Annotated in this window: 15 protein-coding genes and 1 pseudogene; 2 read left to right on the top strand and 14 right to left on the bottom strand. The window is 44.9% G+C overall.

Annotation, left to right across the window (positions count from 1 at the left end; all coding sequences use genetic code 11):
- From mtgA to HMPREF9140_RS06080, 6 genes are all read right to left on the bottom strand, one after another.
- Positions 1-690, bottom strand: a complete 690-nt coding sequence (mtgA, locus tag HMPREF9140_RS06055; RefSeq protein WP_025073418.1) for a monofunctional biosynthetic peptidoglycan transglycosylase — start codon at positions 688-690, stop codon at positions 1-3.
- A 116-nt stretch (positions 691-806) separates the two neighbouring features.
- Entirely contained in the window at positions 807-1,541 is a 735-nt protein-coding gene (locus HMPREF9140_RS06060) for a DUF6261 family protein (protein WP_154648531.1), read from the bottom strand.
- 1,534 nt (positions 1,542-3,075) lie between these two features.
- Complete coding sequence (gene dnaA, locus HMPREF9140_RS06065) at positions 3,076-4,482, bottom strand: chromosomal replication initiator protein DnaA (RefSeq protein ID WP_006952622.1); 1,407 nt, start codon at positions 4,480-4,482, stop codon at positions 3,076-3,078.
- A 523-nt stretch (positions 4,483-5,005) separates the two neighbouring features.
- Entirely contained in the window at positions 5,006-5,989 is a 984-nt protein-coding gene (locus tag HMPREF9140_RS06070; protein ID WP_006952624.1) for an MlaD family protein, read from the bottom strand.
- A gap of 4 nt (positions 5,990-5,993) precedes the next feature.
- The gene (locus tag HMPREF9140_RS06075; protein ID WP_006952626.1) at positions 5,994-7,418 is read right to left on the bottom strand and encodes an N-acetylmuramoyl-L-alanine amidase; all 1,425 of its coding nucleotides are present in this window, start codon (positions 7,416-7,418) and stop codon (positions 5,994-5,996) included.
- A gap of 48 nt (positions 7,419-7,466) precedes the next feature.
- The gene (locus HMPREF9140_RS06080; RefSeq protein WP_018571904.1) at positions 7,467-8,888 is read right to left on the bottom strand and encodes a DUF5723 family protein; all 1,422 of its coding nucleotides are present in this window, start codon (positions 8,886-8,888) and stop codon (positions 7,467-7,469) included.
- A 576-nt stretch (positions 8,889-9,464) separates the two neighbouring features.
- On the opposite strand from HMPREF9140_RS06080, the gene HMPREF9140_RS06090 reads away from it, so the two are divergent.
- On the top strand, positions 9,465-11,009 hold the full coding sequence (locus HMPREF9140_RS06090; RefSeq protein WP_006952637.1) for a T9SS type A sorting domain-containing protein: 1,545 nt from the start codon (positions 9,465-9,467) through the stop codon (positions 11,007-11,009).
- 51 nt (positions 11,010-11,060) lie between these two features.
- On the top strand, positions 11,061-13,697 hold the full coding sequence (locus HMPREF9140_RS06095; protein ID WP_006952639.1) for a hypothetical protein: 2,637 nt from the start codon (positions 11,061-11,063) through the stop codon (positions 13,695-13,697).
- Positions 13,698-14,318: 621 nt separating this feature from the next.
- Here HMPREF9140_RS06095 and HMPREF9140_RS06100 read toward each other — a convergent pair.
- From HMPREF9140_RS06100 to HMPREF9140_RS06135, 8 genes and pseudogenes are all read right to left on the bottom strand, one after another.
- Positions 14,319-15,323 (bottom strand): lysylphosphatidylglycerol synthase transmembrane domain-containing protein, encoded by a 1,005-nt coding sequence (locus tag HMPREF9140_RS06100; protein ID WP_006952641.1) that lies wholly within the window; start codon positions 15,321-15,323, stop codon positions 14,319-14,321.
- On the bottom strand, positions 15,320-16,435 hold the full coding sequence (locus HMPREF9140_RS06105) for a PdxA family dehydrogenase (protein ID WP_006952643.1): 1,116 nt from the start codon (positions 16,433-16,435) through the stop codon (positions 15,320-15,322). Before HMPREF9140_RS06105 ends, HMPREF9140_RS06100 begins: the two co-directional genes overlap by 4 nt.
- Positions 16,432-17,363, bottom strand: a pseudogene (locus tag HMPREF9140_RS10955) (DUF4837 family protein). Before HMPREF9140_RS10955 ends, HMPREF9140_RS06105 begins: the two are co-directional and overlap by 4 nt.
- A complete protein-coding gene (gene rlmN / locus HMPREF9140_RS06115) occupies positions 17,364-18,392 on the bottom strand; it encodes a 23S rRNA (adenine(2503)-C(2))-methyltransferase RlmN (protein ID WP_018571900.1) in 1,029 nt (342 codons plus the stop codon).
- A gap of 12 nt (positions 18,393-18,404) precedes the next feature.
- On the bottom strand, positions 18,405-20,087 hold the full coding sequence (locus tag HMPREF9140_RS06120) for a S41 family peptidase (protein WP_006952648.1): 1,683 nt from the start codon (positions 20,085-20,087) through the stop codon (positions 18,405-18,407).
- A 20-nt stretch (positions 20,088-20,107) separates the two neighbouring features.
- The gene (ftsZ, locus tag HMPREF9140_RS06125; RefSeq protein WP_006952650.1) at positions 20,108-21,433 is read right to left on the bottom strand and encodes a cell division protein FtsZ; all 1,326 of its coding nucleotides are present in this window, start codon (positions 21,431-21,433) and stop codon (positions 20,108-20,110) included.
- 55 nt (positions 21,434-21,488) lie between these two features.
- The gene (ftsA, locus tag HMPREF9140_RS06130; protein ID WP_006952652.1) at positions 21,489-22,922 is read right to left on the bottom strand and encodes a cell division protein FtsA; all 1,434 of its coding nucleotides are present in this window, start codon (positions 22,920-22,922) and stop codon (positions 21,489-21,491) included.
- A 137-nt stretch (positions 22,923-23,059) separates the two neighbouring features.
- Entirely contained in the window at positions 23,060-23,932 is an 873-nt protein-coding gene (locus HMPREF9140_RS06135) for a hypothetical protein (RefSeq protein ID WP_006952653.1), read from the bottom strand.
- Between the last annotated feature and the right edge of the window lies 1 nt (position 23,933).

The raw sequence follows: 23,933 nt of genomic DNA on the forward strand, positions 1-23,933 counted from the left end.
TTAATGTTCTTTCGGGAAGGCCGAAATGAATGTCATCTGATGTTCAATTTGTCGCAACCGTTTCCGCATATACGGGCCCGGCGATTTCGACGAAAATTTTCTGGGATTAGGGAGCGTGGCCGCAATCAACGCACAATCCGACCGGGTGAGATTCCACGCATCGATTCCGAAGTTGCGTTCGGCACACGCTTGTACGCCATATATTCCGTCGCCCATCTCGATGGAATTCAGGTAAACCTCCATAATCCGCTGCTTGCTCCACAGAATCTCAATCAGGAAAGTGAAATAGGCCTCCAGTCCCTTTCGCACCCACGACCGTCCTTGCCACAAGAACACATTCTTTGCCGTTTGCTGCGAGATGGTTGAACCGCCGCGCAGCTTTTTTCCTTTCTGCATATGCTCCTTCGCGGCGAGTTCGATAGCTTCGTAGTCGAATCCATGATGCGTAAGGAACCGCTGGTCTTCGCTGGCCATCACAGCCACGGGCATCGAGGCCGACATGCGACTCAAAGGAATCCATTCATGATATAGTTTAATTTTCCGCCCGTCTTCAATCTGTTCGAAGCACCTCGCAATCATTAGCGGAGTGAAATACACCGGCAGGAAACGATATGCAACAACTATCAATATGCTCGAAATAAATAATAGAGCCATGGTCCATCGAGCAATCTTCCATATTTTTTTTATAATCATGTCGGCAAAGTTCCCCAAAAACACGTTAATACTAGCATTCGCCCAAAAGAAGTAATCTGCCAAGCCGCCATTTCAACAAATCCGGCAACGGGCGCCGATTATTGTTTTCAGCTTTACTCATTATCATTTTCTTTGATGTTATTATCCTCCGAATCATCATCCGGCAGAACCGGCGAAACCACATCCTCATCCTCTTCAATCGGTTCCACATCTTCGTCGGGTTTTCTCACTCTTCGTTTCTGGGCCATACTTTCATTATAACTGCGTCTGAAATCGGCGATAATCCGGTTGAGAATAACCACCAACTTGATTATTTCCTGCTTGTCGGAATCGTTTTCAGCAAGCATATACGAAGCCGAGATATGTTTAACAACAAGCGAGTAAATACGGTCCATTTTCGGACGAAGTTTATAATTCGCCGTGTACCCCTTTTTAATTTTGATTCGTTCAGAGAGCGTTTCGTCCAGCTCCTTGTTAACCCGCTCGAGCTCCTTAATAGCGCTCGTAAGCGAGAGCTGTTTCACAGCCTCCGCCTTATCATCGAAATCCCGAAGCAGACATTCGATTTTCGCACTTTTCCCGTAGCGCAACATCTGCTGAAGCCCACGATAGGCCCGAACTACGGTGTACAAACTTTCTGCCGCCCTAGCCTTCTCCTCGTCGAACGATTTTCGCTGCACCCGAACCATTTCGAATATATACGTAATCAATTCCGTCAGCCTCTCATTCAACTCTGCAATCTGCTGCGTAAGCTCCCGCAGACTTGTCTTCGAATCGGTTTCATACCCCTGTTCTATAAGCTCCATCCATTCTTTCATGAGCCCCGCACCGATGTGCAATTTCTTCAAATCGACCTCTGTCATCGTCAAATACACCCGTCTGTGGAACGCAAGATGCAGTCCGGAACCAAAATTTGAACAATAACAGCCTCTCACATTGATATGCAACGGCAATTCAGTTATATTTTCCATCTCAATTATATTTTAAATCATTATCTGCATTGTTTTTTCCATCCGCCCCCCCTTTTCCTGCCATCATACAGTATTCCAAGAGCCATAAAGACCTTTTACATGCCGTCATACTGTATTACAAGAATCCCAAAGACCTCTTTCCTGCCATCATACAGTATTCCAAGAGTCTGAAAGCTTCCATGCCCGCCAGTCTACGGTAAGCCAAGACTTAAACCGTTTTTTATCTGCCAGCCTACAGTACGCCGAGACTCCGAAAGCCTTTCTGCCTGCCAGCCTACGATAAGCTATGACTTAGAAGACTTTCAAGGTCTTCATTTAGCGTAATTTTGGTTTGCAATTTACTAATTCTTTTTTTAATTAGCTTAACTAGAAAATCAATTTTCTCAATTAGCTAACCATTCTACCTATATAATATCTCATATTATCTCAATATCTTATACATTAACCTAATTAATATTTTAAATTTTAAAACAAGCTAATCAATTACATTAAACAATATATTAAAATTAAAAAACACAATCTCATTTATTTTAAACTAAAATTCACTTAAACAAAACACTACATCATTTAGACTAAACGAAGTTTCATTTATAAAAACTACTTCTTCATTTAATCTAAATAAATTATCATATATACTAAGTAAAATCTCATTTAATCTAAATAAAAAATCAATTGTAGAAATGATATATCCATTTATACTAAACGGACTATCAATTAAACCAATAGTAATTACATTTAGCCTAAATGAATTATGTTTTATATAAATCGAAAACTCATTTAGCTTAAGTGAATTACTTGTTATAGAAATACTAAATTCATTTAGTATAAATGAGTTGCTAGTTTTATTATTTATAATCTCATTTATTCTAAGTAAATTAGCCGTTAATATAATAACAATATTAAATAGCTTAATTGATAAATCAGTGAAGATTTACTCTCCTAGCGTATTTTTTTCTAGCAGCAAAATAATCTATTTAAGTCATGCCATAAAGTTAGACGGCAACATTACCCTCTTCAACACTCCAAGAATAAAGTTAGACAACACCCAAAACTACTTTTATACTACCAGAATAAAGTTAGACAACAGCATCAAGGCCTTCGACACTCCAAGAATAAAGTAAGATGGCACCACAAAGACCTCTATGCTCCCAGAATAAAATAAAAAGGCAACATAAAAGACTTGTACACCCCAAGAACAAAATAAAAAGGCACTCCCTAAACCTTATATTACTCATTTCTCAATATTAACTACCACCCTCTCGCTCAAATAATGCCAATTCGAGCGATAGCTCGCATGTAGGGAACACAGAATCGCCCCTCCCCGAGAGAGGGCGGGACAAAAAAAATGGGAATGTGCGTGAATGAACCCGTCATTCGTTGCACATTCCCCATCAGCTATCATTATGAAAAATCAAATCTTCAGTTTGAAAGAGTTTTCGATGCTCGAGAGTTCTGCATTGAATTTTTTGTCGACCTGCAGACGTTTCTCTATCTGCGAACAACTGTGGATAACGGTACTATGGTCGCGACCACCAACGAGCTTACCAATCCTGCTGGCGGGCATCTTGGTGAATTTGTGCGCCAAATACATGCTCACCTGACGGGCGATTACGATGTCGTGTTTCCGCGAACGGGAATTGATGGCGGTTGCGGTGACGTTGAAAAAGCTGCAAACCTTTTCGAGTATATCGTCGATGGTTAAGGGTCTGTCGTCGATTTTGACGGCTCGTTTGATGACTCTTTGGGCCAGGCGCATGTCGATATTGCTGTTATATACCACGCTGTAGGCCAGAAGTGAATTGATGACGCCCTGCAGGTCGCGCACGCTTCCGTTTGCCGTTTGGGCTATGAAGTGCACAACGTCTTCGGGAATGTGGAGACCGTCGTGTTTTATCTTGCTGTTGAGAATGTCTATGCATAATTGCATGTTAGGCTTCTCGAGTTCGGCAATGAGTCCGCATGCGAATCGTGTGAGTAGCCGCTCGTTCATGCCTTGGAGTTCAACGGGTGGACGGTCGCAGGCGAGGATAATTCTTTTTCCGTTTCGGAATAGGTGATTGAAGATGTGGAAAAATGTATCCTGTGTTTTGGATGCTGTAATCCATTCCTGTATGTCGTCGACGATAAGCACGTCGATTGTTTGATAGAAGTTTATGAAGTCGTTTGTTGTGTTGTGCAGCACGGAGCTGGTGTATTGCACCTGGAAGAGGCGTGCCGAGATGTAGAGTACGCGCTTCTTGGGGAAGAGTTGCTTGGTGCGGAGGCCGATGGCATTGAGGAGATGTGTTTTTCCGCAGCCTGAAGGTCCGTAGATAAACATCGGATTGAACTGCTGTGTATCGGGATGCTCGGCTATTGACAGTCCGATTGAGCGCGGTAGTTTGTTGCTGTCGCCTTCAATGAAGTTTCCGAACGATTTGTGTGGGTCGAGTTGCGGGTCGAGTTCCTTTGGGGTGGCGTCGAGTACGGTTGGGCTCTGATTTGCCCGTTGGGTTGCTTTCTGCGATTCAATATTTTCGGTTGGCTCGGCCTGTATGTCTTGTGTGATGTTGTGTGTTTTGTCGGTAACCACACGATATGTTAGTCGCACTCCCTGTCCGAACACGCGTGTGAGCACTTTGCTTAGCAGGTCAACATAGTTTTCTTCCAGATACTCGTAAACGAATGGGCTGGGCACTTGCACGAGCAGTGTCTTCGATGCCGGTTTATAGGATTCGAAGATGATTGGCTTGAACCATGTTTGGAATTGCTGCTCGGTGACGTTCTCTTTTATGAGTTTGAGACTGTCGTTCCAAAGTGCTTTAGGCTGCGCGTTCATGTTGAGTTATTACAATCTTTTCTTTGTCTCTTTAGTCGATAATTCGACTGAATAAATGTTGGGGGGAATACAGTTGCAAATTTACTAAAAAGCGACCTGGGTTTCGGGCTGGCTAATTGGCGTTACGATTCATTCGAATTGCTAATTCCCTATTAACCCGTCCTTTAGCATTGTGTGTTTGGGGCATACTGATTTTACGTGTTGCATATTTCCAAGGGGTTGGGAATCAACCGGTTTTTTGTATTGTCGGTTGTTGTTGCGAAGGTTATTTTCGGTTATCGAAACTGGGCGAGAAGCATTTGATTCTCAAAGTTGCGAAGGGGGTATAAGGGGTTCATCGGAATGATGATTTATATTTATATCGTTTTTAAATTTTCGATTCTGTCGAGGCAAAATATCACTTCTTCGCGACGAATTTCTACGGTTCCTCATCCGAGTTTATCGAGGCCTTTATTGCAAGCACGCTGCAAGGTCGGGAAGGTGACTTTGCAGCGTGCTTTTGAGGTATTCGTTTCCGGATTATTTATTTGTCTTTCCTACCGAATAGTGAGAAGTGCACGTAGCGTTTCGGGTGAGCCTTGATGTTTATAAGCAGACTGTCGGCGCTACGCATTGTTTTATTGAGATTGTTGTAGAACGTGGGGTCGTTGATGAGCATGCCCAGCGAACCTTCGTTGCTATTGAGTTTTGCGGTGAGGGCATTCACATGTTCGAGAGCGGTATTAACCTTATACATTGTTCCGGCCAGGTCGATGTCGGCCACTTTATTGTCGAGAGTTGTAATCATTCCGTTGGCGCTTTTGATTGTTCCGCGGGCGTCGGTGATTCCTCCGTTTATATTTTTCATTGCTCCACTGGCATTGTCAAGCAGGCGGTCAGCCTTTCCCATCATTCCCGGCACTGTGCCATTGAGTTGTGCCAATAGCATGTTGAGTTCACGAGTGGATGTTGTAAGGTCGGCCGAGATTTTATCGGCGTTATGAACTACATTTCTCAATGCTGGATCGGCCAGCAGCGAGTTTACGCTCATGAGAATGCTGTCGAGTTTGGGCATGAGTTGTTGCACTGATGGGATAAGGTCGCGTACTCCGCCTAGTGTTCCACCGTTCACACCACCTTCAATCACATCTCCGGGTTTCATGTAGTTCGATGAGCGTCCAAGAATAAGATTCATCTTCACGTTTCCCATCAGGTCGCTCAGGATTTCGGCTGTTGTTCCCTCGGGAATTTTCATGCTTTTGTCGATGTTCACGTCGACAGATATTTCTTTTTCGGGATGTTCGTAGTCGTAGTATATTCCTTTCACGGCGCCCACTTTAACACCGTTTGCATAGACGGGTGTGGTTACGCTCAGACCATCCACGCTGTCAAAGTGCATCTTGTAGGATGTAGTGGTAGCGAAGAGGTCGAGACCTTTCAGGAATTGTATTCCGAAGAAAAGGATTACGACGCCGGCAATTGCCACGAGCGCGATTTTAAGTTCCGGGGTGAAGTATTTTTTCTTCATATTCTTATTTCTTTTTATTGTTTCTGAACTCTGCCACAGCCACATTTAGAGCCATTCGTTTACCATTCTTGAAAGCAACAACAAAGGCCTGCGGGAATTCTTTCTGCAAGCTGTTGCGAAGTTTTGTTATTTCGTTATAGTCGGTTGTTTCACCGATGGTGTATTTGAAATAATTGTTTTCCTGGAAGAACGATACGTCCTTGTGTCCTTTGAGCTGTCCGCTTCCGGCCGCTAGCTGGTTTGCTACGGCGCAAATCTGCACTTTGAACACAGGTGCATCTGCGGTTGTTTCTTTCTTTACCGGAGCGGGCTTAGCTACGGATGTCGGTGTTTTTGCGGGAACATTCTCCACTTTGACTGGTGAATGCTGGGAGTCTTTCTTTACCGTGGCAGGAGTTTGAGCCGTAGCGGGAGTCTGAACAGTCTTCGCCGGTGTGGGTTTGGGAGTTGCAGCCTGAACCGGTTCTACTTTCTTTATCGGCTGTGCTTCGGGTTTCGAAGCAGGCTCTGATTTCGGTTTCGGAGCAGGTTTGGAAGCAGGCTTCGGCTTAGATGCAGGCTTCGGAGTTGGTTTCGGTTCAGGCCTCGGAGTAACAACCGGCGGAAGAACCCGGTCGACAGTTATTTTCTTATTTTCGGCCGCCCGATATGGAATGACGATATGGTCGTCATACATATTTTTATACTTCACGAACGCCTCGTAGATTCCTCTAGCCATAAGATCCAATCCCTCCGGCGTATTGAGAAATTGCTCTTCGTCTTCGGTTGAAATGAATCCCAATTCAATCAGGCAACTCGGCATCGATGTTTCGCGCAACACCAGGAATCCGGCCTGATGCACTCCCTTATCCAGCCTGCCTGCCTTGGCACACACTGAACGCTGAATGAGTTTTGCCAGCTCTACACTTTTCTCCATGTTTGCGGTTTGCACGAGTTCGAACATTATATAGCTCTCCGACGATTTCGGGTCGAATCCCTGATAGGTTTGCTGATAGCCTTGCTCCATCGAAATAACCGAGTTCTCGCGCATGGCCACGTCAAGATTATCTTTCGCGCGGTGCATTCCGAGTGTATAAACCTGGAAGCCACGGGCTATCCTACCAGCTGGAAGCGAGTTTGTGTGAATTGAGATAAACAAATCGGCTTTAGCCCGATTGGCTACGTCGGCACGTTCGTGAAGGGGAATGAATACGTCGGTTGTGCGGGTATAAATGACTCTAACATTAGGCAGATTCTTCTCTATGAGCTGCCCAAAGATGAGCGCAACGTTTAGGTTGATATTCTTTTCCTGCGAGAATGCTCCCACAGCGCCCGTATCGTGACCGCCATGACCGGCGTCTATCACAACAGTGAACTGTCCTTTCGCGTCGACAACAGTCGAGAGAATGGGCAGCAAAAAGATGAATAAGAGTAGGATTTTTGCTTTCATACGCGGCAAAGGTAAGCATTTCGCCGAATCTGTCCGACGCCCCGCATATCACTTGCGGCGTGTTCCGAGAGGTATCGACATGCCAACCATAGCATTCAAACAGCGGGTGTTGTTACCGAAGTAGAGATAGTCTGTTGCGATAACAATCGGACCGAGCTGTACGCCCAATCCGAGTCCTGCGCCACGACTCTGAATCATGGAATAAGACAATGAGAAGCTTATCATTGGGGTCAGTTTATAGGCTGTTCCGAGCGTGAGTTCAGCGATGGTGTTAGGCTGTGCGAAACGCGTTGTGGAAAGCAGACCGAGCGTGAGCTTATCGTCGAGCAATTTATATTCGCCGCCAAGAACTAACGACGTGTAGAGCGATGTTGTGCGTGCCTTCTTCTCTTTTCGTTTGATGATGTTGAGCATGGCCACATCGAGTACCTTTCCGTCGGCCAAACGTTCAGAAAATTCTATTGCGTCAGCATAGTCGTGGATATTGAAGCTGTATTCTCTGCTCGCATTGGACGACGCCCTGTGCGAATTATCTTTACTCCAGGAGATGAATCCCAGGTCGAGCACCGCACCCGAGACGGTGAACTGGTTAGTTATCTTATAAGTTTCTCCAAGATCGATACCCATTCCCATGCCTGCGATTCCGAGCGATCCGCTGCGCTTAATTTTATTCACATATCCACGGTTGCTTTCCACGAGTCCAAAACCTTTCATCGAAGCCTCGATGGATGCGTCGGTTTCGATAGATGCAACACCCTGGGCATTTTCGATTTCCTGACGGGTTATTTCGCGCCAGTCTTTATGCGGGTCTATACCGGTGAGTTTCGTTTTGATGCCGAGTTTATCGATGCGCATCCGCACGTTGCCGATACCGAAAAGCATTTTCACCTTTCCGCCCAGTGTTAGTCTATTGTTTATAGGGCGGGCATACCCCACACCGGTTTCCATGTAGGAGTTTATGTCGAGCTTCTCGCCATGGATTTCCGACGAATAATCGAACCAACTCTCGAGGTTCATACCTCTCGTGTCGCGCATGAATTCAAAGATGTTTCTCGGCACCGACACACCCAAATCTACTTTCAAACTCACGTTGGCATTCCAAAATCCTTCGCCGCTGAACCATCCAGCCGAAACGAAATCGGTATTCACGCTAGCATTGAATTTATTATTCATATTGAGTTTTCGGATGAACTTATCGTTCATAAAATAGTCGGCGTCGCTTCTGTTGGCAATGATGTCGCTGATGTCGCCCGTCCCGAAAGTGTTCGATGCCATGGTTGTCGACACGCCCCCAATCACGGGTACATTAATAAAACCTTGATTGGGAATCGCCGCCGGATTAAGTTGCAGTCTTGTCTGGTTGCCGTCGATGAAATAAGTCGACCGAATCTGCTGCGCACTCATTCTAGTGCATGCAAGTATGAGGAGCAACCCGATTACGGCGCTTTTCAAGATTATCATTTGTTTCATACAGTTGTTTGTTATGTTGTTGCATTCAGTTCTCCGCCGTTACCATTTCAACGTGCATCGAACCTTGTTCAGCCGCAAAACTACTCAAGTTTTAGGGTTATATCCCCAACTTGGCGCAACGCTTGATATGCAACCGGGTAAATCGTATTTCATAAAAATCAAACTCAAAACCTGTTTGAGGATTGCGGCAACGACGCAAATGCAATACAAAAGTGTATGGGCTTTGCGGCAACGACGCAAACGCAATACAAAAGTGTTTGGGCTTTGCGGCAACGACGCAAATGCAATACAAAAATGTTTGAGCTTTGCGGCAACGACGCAAACACAATACAAAAGTGTTTGAGCTTTGCAGCAACGACGCAAACGCAATACAAAAATGTATGGGCTTTGCGGCAACGACGCAAACGCAATACAAAAGTGTTTGAGCTTTGCGGCAACTACGCAAACGCAATACAAAAGTGTTTGAGCCTTGCACGCATCGTATAAATACAGTTCAGAAATTGTTTCATAACATCGTGTTTTCTCTACATTTGCAACCGACACTTTTAATCAATCATCTTTTAAACCAGAACAATCATGAAGAAATTGTTTTCTACACTATTAAGCGTGCTACTTGTCGGAACGGCGATAGCACAAAGTCAACCCCAAGTCATTTTCACAGGAACGCCCTATGGAGTAATGGGCATTTCAAGCAACAATCGCTATATCTGCGGCACAAAGAAAGGCGAGATGGCCTATCGGTTCGACATCGAAACCAAAGAACTTATCACCATTCAAGCCGCCAACGGATATTCGGACATGTGCGCTTCAGACATCATGAACGACGGTACACTCATCGGAATCAACGACGAAAAACATCCGTCAATCTACAAAGACGAAGAATGGCAAGAACTGCCCTATCCGGCCGGCGAATGGACAGAAGGATTGGCCAATCAATGCTCGGCCGACGGGAAGTATATCATCGGTCATATTCAAGGCAAAGGCAGCGCTTCGGCACCATACAGAATTATTCCTTCTATGTGGGAGAGGCAGGACGACGGCTCATATAAATATATCGAAATGCCCAATCCGCAAACCGACTTCCTGGGCGGCAAAACGCAGTTCATTTCGCTGCGCACCATTTCGGCCGACGGAAATATCGTAACGGGCGTGATGATGGAGCAGCGAGGATTCTATTCGCAAGCCATCATCTACAGAAAAGGAGCCGACGGGCAATGGACTTATGAGACTCCATTCGTTGAATATTCTTTCAACATGTCGGTTTATGACGAATGGAGAAATAAAGAACCAAAAACTTCCGATTTCATCATGTCCAAACCAGACGAGGCCGACTATAAAGAACAGGTGAACAACTATCTGGTGGCCTTCGCACGATGGCAATATCAGTTCTTCACAGCCTGGAAAAAAGGTCCGGAATTTACATCTGTGCCTCTCATCATGAGCGATAACGGAAAATACCTTGCACCGACAGTCGTTAAGAGCACCTACTCCTACGAGGATGGCGACAATAAAGTTGAAACCACGCATAAAGACATCTATCCATGCCTCTACAACATAGAAACTAAAGAACTCACGATGATTCCTGAAGTAAAGGATTTCGTGACACACAGCGTTTCGAACTATGGCGATATGCTCTATTCCGATAATGAGAACATCTTCCTCCTAATGCACGACACAAAAGAAAAGGTGAATCTCACCCAATGGCTCAACCAGAATTACAATGGATTCGAACTCACAGATTATCTGCCCGAGAACGTGAAGTACTTGTACTCACAATGCCTTGGTAGCGACATGAGTCTGATTGTGGGTTCGTATCTTGCAATGAACGAAGATGGTGGCAATGTTAATCAGGAAATTTTCTGCGTGAAAATACCCGTGCTGAATGCAATTATGCAAACGCTGAACACTCCGTCGACCAACGATATTTTCATCAGCGGCGACAAACTAGTACTAAAGAATACCACCGGACAAATGGATGTTTTCGACATGGCTGGACGAAAGGTTCTTTCATCCACAAATAACGTTTCCGAGATGAATGTAAGCTCGCTTCCGAAAGGAGTTTATGTTGTTTCGGCAAGTATTGGCGGCAGTAAGATGAAAGCCAAGGTTTACAAGAAATAGAATCCCCTCCCACTTTTTAAAATCATATTCACAATCAAAAAATAAAGAATAATGAGACGCATACTTTTAGCTATCGCACTTCTTTGTAGCCTAGGAAGCCTTGCACAAACAACTCCAGTGAAGAAAACCGCAATGATAAAAGCTTTGGGCGTGAGCTTTGTCGACATGGGTGAAGGTCAGCAACCAAAGAGAATCGAAGAAAACAAAAATCTGGACAAGTTTTTCTATGACGCAAATGGAAATATGGTTCAGACTAGCAAATACACCTTTATCAAAGGAACGATGGTTTTGAAGAAAGACACCATCTACACCTACGATGCCTCGAATAAACTCGTGTGCGACAGCTCGGACAAGATGAAAACCAACTATTATTACGACTCACAGGGCAAGCTGGAACGGGTTATTTCCTATAGCTATCGCTCGCTGAGTCCACAACGTCGCGACTCGGTTGTGTGCACCTACGACGCAAACAATCGGCTAATCGTCAAGACGCACTACAACGACAAATCATTGAAACGAAGCGAGGAAAAATACATCTACGACGTAGGCGGAAAGCTCTCGAACATCGAAACACACTCGTTCCAAGCATCCGGCAACTCAAAGAAAAGCATGCAAACAAACTATTTCTACAACTCGGCCAATTTGCTGGCAGAGGAGCAGGTCGTGAAATTCTCCGGAACGAAAGAAGACATGCAAAGCCGGAAGCTATACACCTACGATGCTAATGGCCGACTCGAATCCGACACCATATACGCAAAGGTGAAGTCGAACTTCCGACTGACAATGAAACACGTTTATCACTACGACGGTGCCGAACTTATTCCCACCTCGGTTGAAGAGTTCTCATACAATTCGCAAACAGAAAACTTCACAGAAACTGCCAAGATGGAGTACGTCAACGGCATTCACTCTGCTGACAGAGTACCACTGAACGTAAAAGTTTCCAAAGGAGACAAAATCACCGACGTGAAGATAGCTCTCAATCAACCCACCGATGCGCAGGGTTTGATGGGATACAATGTCATAGCAGACTACATCGTTCTGGATACCATTTTCAAAGGCAATGAATTTACGATACCCGGTCAGACCCGCGGCAAACACTGCTATCGCGTTGTGCCCGTATATGCCGACAACATAACAGCCAATTGCTCTGAACTCATTTCACACGAAATAAACATAACCCTCTCGGCCCCGAAGAATCCTGTTCTGGTTTCAAAGGAATACTACACTCGGTGGGTTGTGAAGTTCAAATGGGATGCGCCCGACAGTCAGGGAGCAACACTCAAAGGTTATCGTTGGAAAGCTCAAAATGGAACTAACATGAGCACCGGCAATACAAACGACCCCGAACAACTATTCGGAACGTTCGATTATTACGGTAAGGAAGTTGCCGAGGTGTCGTTATATGCCATATATGAAGAAGGCGAATCCGACCCAGTGATTTTCTCTCTGGACCTTTCAGATACGAAAGACCAAATAACCGAACACTGGCAGAACCAAGGATTCACCACGAAAAATGCCAACGGAACTACAACCCAGATAGGACGCTACTACTACAACAGCAGTTCTATCGGTGAAGAACTCGATTTCCAGGTGAATTGTCTACCCGACGGCACGCCGACCGAAAGAAGAAAATGCACCACGAAGTTATATTCAACCAAACTCCTCACTGACATAACCGAGGCCTACGATGCCGAATCTCTCGGCTGGAAAAACCACATCAAGATTGTATATGGCTACACTCCGGCGGGCACTCTCGAGAGTAAAACAACTTATCGCTTCGATACCGACGCCAAAGAATTCAGGAAAAAAGAGGCTGAATGGTATCACTTCGACTACTCTGTTTCGTACAGCACGCCGGCCCAAACCACGCGCTATGAGTTCAACTCGGAGGACGATTCCACACTCGTGGCCTTCATCAAAACGTCGCTTACCGACAAGGTTGCAGGCGTCTACACGCAAACCGACAAAATCTTCAACTCCGACGGCCCCCTGGCCGGATTGCTCGGACAAGTTGAAACTGTCTATGCCGACAAAAACAAGATGATCTCGCGCACCGTTTCAAACATCATAAACGGCAACCTCACGCTCGACACTCGCACCAGCAGAGAATACTCCAAAGAAACAAACCTCTGCACGCGTGAAGTCGAAGAAAAATATGAAGGGGGAACATGGAAACTCACGAGCGAAAAACTGTTCATCCCATCGAAGGAATACCACTTCACCCGCACGCCCAAATCGCTCCACTTCTCAGACAACACCCTCACATGGGCCGAGCCCGAACGTACCAAAGACCTCACCGGATACAAGATTCTCATCAACGGAGTAGAAAAAGCCACCGTTACCGAGCGTTCTTACAAGCCAACCGGTCTCAAGAACGGCAAATATATCTTCATCGTCATGCCCCTCTACAACGGTAGCGACGGCAGCCTGTCGAAAGCACTCAACGTGAAGATAAACAACCCGGCCGACGGAATATCGGCCGTTTCATCGGGTAACATCCAGATTTCCGACGACCGCGCAACAGTCTCAAGCGCCGTCCGCATTGAAGCCTATGATACAAACGGTCGTAAGCTAGCCTCATCGGTCGGCAGCACCATCGCCCTGCCCCGGCAATCGAAAGGCCTGCTACTGCTTAAGGCCGTTTATTCCGACGGCAGCAGACGCACCTTTAAACTGGCTCGATAAGTTTTCCTTTCATATATTTTTTTCGCCCGGCAGTTTCGATTGTCGGGCGTTTTTTTATCTACCGGCAATCCGAATCCAGATGTAAACTCCAGAAATAAAAAACAATGCCAATTCTGACTGGCAACCCCATATAGAGATGCGAGTTCGGTTTAATAGAGAGTCCCGCTCAGACGAAACGACCGTATGTAGGGACAGGCTCCGCGTCTGTCAGCAACCGGACGACAGGACGAAATATGTTATACGGTCGGTAGAGCGAATTGGCATCCGTTGTTTGGCACTCTGTGATGAAAAAACAAAAATGATTTCTGGCCGCAGACACTCTGTGATGGAAAAACAAAAATGATTTTCAGTCGCAGACACTCTGTGATGAAAAAACAAAAATGATTTTCGACCGCAGACACTCTGGGATGAAAAAACAAAAATGATTTTCGGCCGCAGACACTCTGCGACGGAAAAACAAAAATGATTTTCGACCGCAGACACTCTGCGATAGAAAAACAAAAATGATTTTCGGCCGCAGACACTCTGGGATGAAAAAACAAAAATGATTTCTGGCCGCAGACACTCTGGGACGGAAAAACAAAAATGATTTTCGACCGCAGACACTCTGCGACGGAAAAATCAGGTTTTCCTACGATTCTCAATTTTAATGAGAATCAACCCGAGAGCAGTCCAGATGAGTTCGCGAATACGAACTATAAGGGCCACGAATATACCAGCTCCGGATGTGAGACCAAGACCGGTTATCGACATGAGGAATCCGCCTTCACGCCCACCCAACTGTAGAGGAATAAAAAAAAGCATATTGGCAATCAGGGTGGTGAAAGCAATAATAAGAATACAGTCAATGTAGTTAACGCTCGAATAGAGCACCGAAAGAATAAAAAACACCTCAAGCGCACTGCAAAGGCGGCAAGTGAGTTCGAGTAGAACAACGGAGATGAATGTCCGGGTGTTCTGATTGTGAAGGGAAGCTATCTGGCGGTCGATGTTGTCGAGTTGCTCTTTATGACTTTCAACATAACCCTTGACGCGTCGGCGCACACCGGGAATCTTGCCAAGAAGAGTCATCATCCGCACAGCAAGCCCTTTCTTATACCCCGTCAGAAAAAACCATATCGCAGAAAGACTGAATACTGCTGTGAGGACGAGAATCGTAGCAGTGAAACTGTCGAGCGGTTTAGTGATGATGAAAAGAAGAATGGAAACAAGCCAGAACCAAAAATGACTGAAAATGTGAGTCATGGCATAAAGCAAAACCGACGAGGTGGCACGCTCAGGACCGAGTTTCGGCGTTAGTTCCATTATTCGATAGGGCTCACCACCCATGAGCCCAACAGGGGTAGTGTAGTTAAGCGCAAAACCTGAGACGGTGATTTTGTAGAGCCATCCGAAAGATATTCTTCGCCCGGCACGGTCGGCCGGCGTGTCTTGACTCCTAATAATTATCATCCAAGCCGAAGTGTTGAAGATGTAGAGAAATGCCCAGAGCACAATGACAGCCACAGCCCAATAACCTGCATGCTGAAGGGCTTGCCAGGTTTGGCGATAGTCGAGCCCGGCAAGCATAACACCAAGCAATGCAAGACCGAGAATGAAGAATATGTTCTGGTATTTTCTCTTCATTCGGAGCCGTTTTGTATTGACGATTCGTTTTGCTTCTTCGGAATATTGAATCGCACCTTGTCGTTTTCGTCGCGTTTTTCGTGATATAATTTCTGAAGCGGATTAGCCATCGGTTCGTCGTATTCTTTCCTGTGCCTGAATATGTCGATAGCAAGGAATATCGCATGACGCATGGCTGCCGGGTCGGCAATGCCTTTACCGGCAATATCGAATCCAGGTGTAAGTTCGGGGGCAGTTCTTACCAGAGGTAATCCGGCGAGATAGTTCTGCGCATCGTCGAAAGTCAGGGTCCTGAAAGGTATGAATCCCTGGTCGTAGTACATCGCAAGCACTGCGTCGAAATAAACCATTTGGTTTTCGGCGAAGAATCTGTCAGCAGCATATGGCCCGAAAACTTGTATACCTTCCTTAGCCAGTTCTTTGGTAGCAGGCACAATAATTTCTTGTTCTTCAGCCCCGAGAAGACCGTCCTCGCCAGCTTTGGGATTCAGTCCAAGCATTGCTATTCGCGGGTTTGAGAGTCTGAAATCACGTTTCAAACTACGGTGCAATAGTGTAATTTTCTCCTTTATGTTTGCTTTCGTGATTGACTCGGCCACCTGTTTTAGTGGCAAGTTTCGCGTAACGAGCGCCATTCTCATTTGCTGATTAAGAAGAATATTAAGGCCTTGTCCTTCAACTTCCAAATGGTCTTCAATGTATCTACTCTGTCCGCTGAACTGGAAGTTTTGGTTGTTCTCAAGCGGGGCCGTGACAAGCACATCAAAATACCCCTCATTGTAATCGACTAATGCTCTGTCTATAGCGTGCAATCCGGCAAGCCCAGAGTTTTCAGTAGGTATTCCGAACTCCACTTTGATTTCTTCGTCGAAAGCAGGCATGAAGTTCACGCGGCCGTCTTGAATTTCGTTCCCATCATTGATAATTGTGAAATTGGGCTGCATTTCAAGAACATTTCTATGATATGTTGCCACCTTCGGCGAACCATAAATGATGGGTGTACAAAGTTCTAGCATCTCGGGATCTTCGAATGTTTTGAAGATTAATTCGTATCCGATTCCGTTTGTGTCGCCGTGTGTTATTGCGACGCGTATCTTTCTATTTTCGTTCATTTCGTATCGTGTTTGGTTGATTGTTTCAATGTGTATATCGCTGCTTCGAGTCTTCTAACAATATTTCTTTTCTTGCTTTCGGGGGCAAACACAAAGGCTTCTGCCACGAGGATTGAGCGCGATCCGGGAGATGGAATATAGGCCACGAATGGACCACCCATTGCGTCGGAATTCATTTCCCAAAGTCCGCGAACGGTTTTTGCTCCGCGTTTGCTCACAACTACTTCATCTATCCGGGTAGTCTGCATAAATGAGCCTTTCCACTCACCTGGAATATTTCGTTGCATAATGCTGTCGCGCTGCTCTTTGAAGTCGGCTGTATTGATGGTGTAAAGACAGATACTAGCCATAGATGTATTTGCGTTATTCGACAGCCAAAGGAAGTTTCTGCCTTGTTTCGAAGCCAACATATCAGCAGGAACAAGCATTTGGGCACCGAACATCTGTTTTATTTTTTTTCGGCTTCGGTGTTGTGAGTTAGTTGCAACAGATGTTGCTCACGTCGGAGTTCAATTTTCGTGAAATAGTTTACAAGTCTCTGTCCAGTACTTCCCAAAAATCTGGCAAGCTGATTCTTCGAACGTGCCGTGATGTAGAGAATAACCTGATGCTGGGCATAAACGTTTTGTTCAGCTTTTATATCAATGTTTTTATATCGATTGTCAATCTTCAGAACAATTATGTTTCGTGCCAAACGCTCTATTCCGGAGAAGTTTGCAGAGTCAGTTTGCGAAATATCGAAGAGCGGTTCACTTTGAGGCAGACCATTCATCGGCTTTTCGAACTGCTGACACAAAATACCCTCTTTATCACCAACAATTAGCATCTCATAGGGTTTGTTGCTACTTGCAGGCAAAGTTCCAGTTGACTTTCCGCAACTTGCAAGGAGAATGGCCACATAGAACAAAATAGGTCTAAGAGCACGCATCTAATTGCTCCTCTTTGCAGTTGAAAGCAATCCGCAAGCGGCAAAGATATCTTCACCACGACTTGCTCTAATAGTCGTAAAAATACCATGTGAGGTTAGGAAATCGCGCATTCGTTCCATAGTTTGCAGACTGGCACCTTGCAGATCGACGTTCGGAATCTTATGAAATCTGATAAGATTTATCCGACAGTCAACACCGCGCAACAAATTAATTATCTCCTTAGCATGAGTTAGCGAATCGTTCACCCCATCAAAAACTATATATTCAAACGATAATCGGCGTTGGTGGGCGAAATCATAATTTCGAAGCAGCGCAACAATTTCACCGATACTCATAGCTTTCTCCGCCGGCATGAGCTTGGCGCGCTGATGGGTAAGAGGAGAATGTAAACTTATAGCTATATGACACTCACTCTCGTCAAGAAATCGTTTCAGTTTGTTTTTCACGCCCACGCTACTCACTGTGATTCGTTTCGGAGACCAAGCAAAACCATATTCAGCCGTCATGATTTGCGTGGCGCGAAGTACGCTGTCAAGATTATCCATCGGCTCACCCTGTCCCATGAAAACAATGTTTGTGAGTCGGTTTCTTTCGGGCAGTGAGTGAATTTGATTCAATATGTCAGCAGCCGAAAGATTTCCTTCAAATCCTTGTTTTCCCGTTTGGCAAAAAAGGCAGTTCATTTTACAACCAACTTGAGATGAGACACACAACGTTGCTCTGTCAGTATCAGGAATAAAAACCGTTTCAACCATCTTACCGTTCTCGACCGAGAAGAGATATTTCACCGTTCCATCCTTGGAATATTGTGCATCTACGGGTTTGCTGGCTCCAACGGAATAATTCTCAGCCAACCGAAGCCGATTAACCTTCGAAATGTTTGTCATTTCGTCTATCGTTGTCACATGATGCGAGTAGAGCCATTCGGTAATTTGCTTGCCGACAAATGCAGGTAAACCAAGGTCGACTACAACCGAACGTAGTTCGTCAAGTGTCATTCCCAATAGCTTTTTCTTCTCAGCTTTCATGCAACAGAAGGATTAATTTTTATTGGAAGCGGTCAGAATCTTGCGATATTCCTCGAGATTTCTGAGCAACTCCACGGTACGCTTCCATTGTTTATCGAACTGCAGACTGTTTTCAACCGTTCCGCGTTGATAATAATAAACAGCAACAAGGTCGGCCGTAAGAACCTGTTTCAATATTTCCTTATTGTAGTCTAGATCTTTCGCAAGATTGTGACTCAATTTCTTTTCGAGAGCATCGAATTCTTCTTTCGCATCATTATAATAACCCTCAAATTTGGCAAGCTTTACGAGATTTTCCATGTATCTTTTGCTTTCACGGTCGTATTTGAATCCGCTTTTGAGAACGGTTTTCTTGAAGTCTTCGTAGTCGGCATCCGAGATGAAGAAGTTACGAGCGGGTGCAATCGTGGGATGGTTCTTGATGTATTTGAGTTCCCAATTGAGCATTACTTCTGTTGAGTCACGTCCGGTTGATGCTAAATAGAAAGCTATATTCGGCAGCGAGTCGGGTGTCACCTCCACGTCAGGTTTGATACCTCCACCATCGCGCACTTCTCTACCATTAGCAGTATGGAATAGTCGGGTGAGCGAATCAGGAACATGCTCGATGTAACCTCCATTATTATGCTTGTAGTTGATGGCCTGAATACAGCGGCCGCTTGGAATATAGTATTTACTTGTTGTGAGTTTGAGATTTCCATTATAGGGTAAATCCACCGAGGCTTGCACCAATCCTTTGCCGTAGGTTCGCGTACCGAGCACAACAGCTCTGTCTAGGTCTTGCAAACTTCCGCAGGTTATTTCACTTGAGCTCGCGCTTTCGCCATTAACCATCACCACAATAGGAATAAGTGTATCGATGGGTTCAACAGTTGTTTTGTACTCCTTATTTGTACGTTCCAGTTTACCCACAGTTTTCACCAGCGTCAAATCTTTCGGCACAAACATATTCACAATATTTATTGCCTCCTGCAAGCTACCTCCGCCATTGTTTCGGAGATCGAGTACGAGCGATGTCATACCTTGTTTTTTCATTTCGAGGAATGCACGCCGAACATCTTTTGCACAGTTGGTTGTGAAAGAATTGAGATTGATATAGCCTATACCATCTTCCTGCAATCCATAATAGGGTACTGCTGGAAGTTGAATAGACCGACGAGTGAGTTTAAACTTCATTGTTTTTCCGGTTGTGGGACGTTGTATTTTCAAGATGAAGCTCGTGCCAGCATCTCCGCGAAGATGATTACTCACGAAAGGCACGTTTTTGTCAACCATCGACGAGTCATCTATAGCCAGAATTATGTCGCCTTTCTTTAGCCCTACTTCTGCTGCCGGCATATTTTCGTAGGGTTCGTCGATTACAACGCGTTTGAGCTCCATATTGTATCTGATGAGAGCTCCCACGCCAGCATATTTTCCTGAAATCATCATGTTCAGGTCTTTTACGTTCTCCTCGGGATAGTAAACAGTGTAGGGGTCAAGCGAACGCAGCATTGCATTAACTCCATAGCCCACAACATCGTTGGCATTGAGCGTGTCGACATACATTATGTCAAGATATTTATATATGGCCGAGAAAGTTTCTAGATTCTTGGCCACATTAAAATTATGTTCTTTTTCGTACTTATCTTGCGCCATGATATTCATTGCCGAGTTGAGCAAGCATAACACGATGAACAGAAGAGTTTTTTTCATTATTACTGTTGGTTTAAACGTTACACGAAGCTAATGATTCCTTGGTCGGGCGCACTGGTTTCGTCGTCGTTCTGCATTTTGTTTGGCGACCCGATACGTTTTATGTCACCTAGCATTTGTTTTGTACGAAGATATGTCGGCGTATTTTCAACTGCAAGGATAACATCCTCATTATCCAGTTCGTCGAAATTAAAGAGGAATATCTGTGGACGATGTTTGTATTGTGAACTGTTATTATCCTTATAATAATTGTTACGTCGGTCGCGACGTTCAGCTCGTTCTTCTTCTTCTCTTGCGCGTTGTTCCTCTTCTTCGAGAGAATGTTTTTTCATGTGCGAACCCATTCCTTCCACGTCATCGATACCGAATCCGGTTGCTAGTATGGTTACTTTCACTTTCTTATCGAGTGTTTGATCTATTGCTAAACCCCATTTCAACTCAAAATCGGTTCCAAATCTGCTCATAAATTCATGCACATCGTTCATTTCTTCCATCGTGAGATCATCATTTTCCTTATTGTCGCTTTTAAAATTGATGGAAAGTAGAATTTTTTTCGAGTTGTAGATGTCGTTATAGTTCAGCAGTGGTGAGTTCAGAGCATCTTCAATAGCCTTCCTCACGCGACCTTCACCTTCTCCGTAACCAGTACTCATTATCGCCACTCCGCCGTCTTTCAGTACGGTATTCACATCTTTGAAATCGAGGTTTATCACTCCTTCAACTGTGATTATCTCGGCTATACTTTTGGCTGCTACACTAAGTGTGTCATCGGCCTTTCCGAAAGCTTCAAGCACTCTCATTTCGGGGTATATTTCGCGCAGCCTTTCGTTGTTTATAACTAGCAGTGCATCTACATACTTTGCTATTTCTTCGACTCCGTCGAGCGCCTGGTCTATTTTTTTTTCGCCTTCGAAACGAAATGGAATAGTAACGATACCCACCGTTAATATGCCCATTTCTTTGCTCAACCGAGCTATCACGGGAGCAGCTCCGGTGCCGGTTCCACCTCCCATTCCAGCGGTTATGAATGCCATTTTGGTTCCGTCGTTGAGCATTTCGCGAATATCGTCAATTGTTTCTTCAGCAGCTTCGCGAGCCCGAGCCGGTCGATTTCCTGCGCCTAAACCTTCGCTGCCAAGTTGCAAGCGGAAAGGAACAGGTGAATTATTGAGTGCCTGCGCATCGGTGTTACAAACAACGAACGACACGTCGTAAATACCTTGGCGATACATGTGATTAACGGCATTTCCGCCACCACCGCCAACTCCTATCACTTTAATTATACTAGGTTTAATTTCGGGGGCCCCGAAGTCTAGGACATCTTTATTTTTATTATCGTCTGTCATAATGATTCGTTTCTTGGTCTGAATGTTTTGCAATTTGTCTATTTACGAACTATTGCTAGTCTTCGGGTTCGAGCATGGAGCCACTGAAGTCTTTTATTTTTCGCGATAGTTTTCCCCAGAAGCTATTTTTGCGTTTCTCGGCTTCTTCATGTTGCAGTTGTCCAGCTTCTTCATCCTCGCGTTTGCGTTCTTCTTCGCGTCGGCGTCGTTCGACTTCTTTTTCAGCTGCGGTTTGAACCACTCCTGGTTCTATTTCATTTGATTTACGAGTGTTTTGATGTAAAGTTGATGGGTTGGATGGTGTTGAACTATTCTCATCGAACAGGTTGGGTGAGAGCACAACCTCGTTACCGGCACAGTTAATATCGCCTTTAGCCATCAAACCCAGAAGAGTGTTCATTGTTCCATCCTTCGCGTTGATTTCAGGGTTTGTTGATGTTACGGTTTGGATAACGAACTTGGCATTTCTGATTTTTTCGATTCGGGTACGACTACGGAAAGCTTGTTCTATGTTTTTCAGATTTGCTCCGCCGCCGGTGATAATCAATCCGCCCAGGAGTTTTGAAACATATTCGGAGGGAATTTGATGCAATGCATTCTCGACTATTTCCTGCACGCGTGCTTCGACTACTTCTGCAAATTTGAGGCTTTCAACCGAGCGTTCGGAGTCGATTGAATAGTTTATCCTTATGTCTACATCGCTACCATCAGTGAATGCGCTAGCATATTTGAGTTTCATTTTCTCAGCATCGGCTTCTTCCATCTGTAAACTTGCGATATCCTTGGTTATATTGTTCCCACCAAGTGGTATCACGGCCAGATGCCTCAATACGTTTTTGTGATAAACGGCTACAGTTGTCGTGTCAGCTCCAAGGTCGATGAGTGCGCATCCGCCGCGTTTTTCGGCTTCGGTGAGTACACTATCAGCCAGGGCCAAGGGTGATAGATACATCTCTGCAATAGCTATGCCTGCTTTTTCGAAACAGTTATTGAGATTGTCATAGAATGATTTCCTTCCAAGGATGTTGAGGAAATTACCCTCTATATGACAGCCTTTCATACCGACGGGGTCGAGCGTGAGTTGTTTGTCGACTTTATATTCCTGCATGGCTGCATCGAGAATTTCTTGCTCTGGATATGTCATATTGCGATTGGCATCCATGAGTTCGTTTATCATATCGCTCGTTATGATTGTTTCAGCTGGGAGATTTTTCACAATCACATTCTTGACGCTACGAATCGACTGTCCGCCTACACCTACATACACGTGGGCTATTTCGTGTTTGAGTTGTTTTTTCAGTTTGCCGACGATAGTCGTGAGACTTTGTGCCGTTTTATCGATATTGTTAACTACTCCTTTCCTGATGCATTGGGATGCGTCTTCTACAACAAGGGCGAGCACCGTCATTGTACCGTCTAGATTTTTTCTGCCAGCTATTCCTGTAATCTTAGATGAGCCTAATTCAATGGCTACTATGAATTCTGCCATATGTATAAAAGTATTTTATTCTTGTATTTCTTATTTGTTTTACACCAGGAAACGTTGTTTCTAGATGATTCCAGTTTGGGATGCTTGAAGAAATATTGTTTCCGATTATTTCGCTCGCGGAATTATACTTCATTCGATCATCCCCCTTCAGACTGTCCGGTTTTGTTCGCTGTCTCCTCAAGTGTATTCTGTTTAGATACATCTTTCTCCTTATTGACTTCAATTGGATATCGTTTGCAGATTATCTGATTGTCGAACTCGACGCTGATGTAGATGTATTTTTTCCATCCAGCCTGCGAAAGCCCGTATCGATAGAACTTTTGCAGGCGCGAAAGCCTGTGTTCAACCGTTTGAGCTATCTCGTCGGCAGGCACGGGCCGCAAGTCTCTTACGGGCAAATATCCAATGAAAAGAATATGATTTCCTACGCGCGGCACGAGTTCTATTCCACGGTCGGGAAGCACATTTATTTGTTCAATCTGGTTGGTCCAGAAGTCCGATTTCGCAATGACTTTTGCAATCGGTGTGATATAGAATCGTGCGAACCATAGGTTTATAGAACCGGTTGCAATGATGAGGTCACTGGTGTATTTCGAGTTGGGCAGTATTCCGCCATTATCGTCGAGATAATAGTCATTACCGGCTATGTTTTTGATTCTCACAATGGGCATACGCTGCGAAATATTTATGCAGGCCTGGCCGTTCTGGGTTATGTAGCACTGGGCTGTTTTAACAAACGGGCCCACTTTGAGAGCCTCCTCGATGTCGCGCGGCTTAATGTTTTCGAGCGGTTGGTTGAGGGGGTATATTCCAGCCTTTACGAGAATATGTTTTATTTCCTCAGCGCTGAGAAAACCGGCATTGTTGGAATCAGAAATTTTGATATCGACCTTCGTACACACGGTTCGCGCTCCGCTTGGTGTATTCCACGAGATTACAGCCATGAGAATATAGAACCCTAGAACTATATCGAAAAATCGAATAATATTCTTTTTCCAATTTAAGCACATT

This window comes from Prevotella micans F0438 (genome assembly GCF_000243035.1).
Taxonomy (GTDB): domain Bacteria; phylum Bacteroidota; class Bacteroidia; order Bacteroidales; family Bacteroidaceae; genus Prevotella; species Prevotella micans.

Excerpts from the sequence above, each read along its gene's own strand:
- HMPREF9140_RS06105 (WP_006952643.1), bottom strand. The coding sequence starts at position 16,435 with ATGAACGAAAATAGAAAGATACGCGTCGCAATAACACACGGCGACACA.
- HMPREF9140_RS06100 (WP_006952641.1), bottom strand. The coding sequence starts at position 15,323 with ATGAAGAGAAAATACCAGAACATATTCTTCATTCTCGGTCTTGCATTG.
- HMPREF9140_RS06135 (WP_006952653.1), bottom strand. The coding sequence starts at position 23,932 with ATGTGCTTAAATTGGAAAAAGAATATTATTCGATTTTTCGATATAGTT.
- rlmN (WP_018571900.1), bottom strand. The coding sequence starts at position 18,392 with ATGAAAGCTGAGAAGAAAAAGCTATTGGGAATGACACTTGACGAACTA.
- ftsA (WP_006952652.1), bottom strand. The coding sequence starts at position 22,922 with ATGGCAGAATTCATAGTAGCCATTGAATTAGGCTCATCTAAGATTACA.
- HMPREF9140_RS06120 (WP_006952648.1), bottom strand. The coding sequence starts at position 20,087 with ATGAAAAAAACTCTTCTGTTCATCGTGTTATGCTTGCTCAACTCGGCA.
- HMPREF9140_RS06080 (WP_018571904.1), bottom strand. The coding sequence starts at position 8,888 with ATGAAACAAATGATAATCTTGAAAAGCGCCGTAATCGGGTTGCTCCTC.
- HMPREF9140_RS06075 (WP_006952626.1), bottom strand. The coding sequence starts at position 7,418 with ATGAAAGCAAAAATCCTACTCTTATTCATCTTTTTGCTGCCCATTCTC.
- HMPREF9140_RS06090 (WP_006952637.1), top strand. The coding sequence starts at position 9,465 with ATGAAGAAATTGTTTTCTACACTATTAAGCGTGCTACTTGTCGGAACG.
- ftsZ (WP_006952650.1), bottom strand. The coding sequence starts at position 21,433 with ATGACAGACGATAATAAAAATAAAGATGTCCTAGACTTCGGGGCCCCC.
- dnaA (WP_006952622.1), bottom strand. The coding sequence starts at position 4,482 with ATGAACGCGCAGCCTAAAGCACTTTGGAACGACAGTCTCAAACTCATA.
- HMPREF9140_RS06070 (WP_006952624.1), bottom strand. The coding sequence starts at position 5,989 with ATGAAGAAAAAATACTTCACCCCGGAACTTAAAATCGCGCTCGTGGCA.
- HMPREF9140_RS06095 (WP_006952639.1), top strand. The coding sequence starts at position 11,061 with ATGAGACGCATACTTTTAGCTATCGCACTTCTTTGTAGCCTAGGAAGC.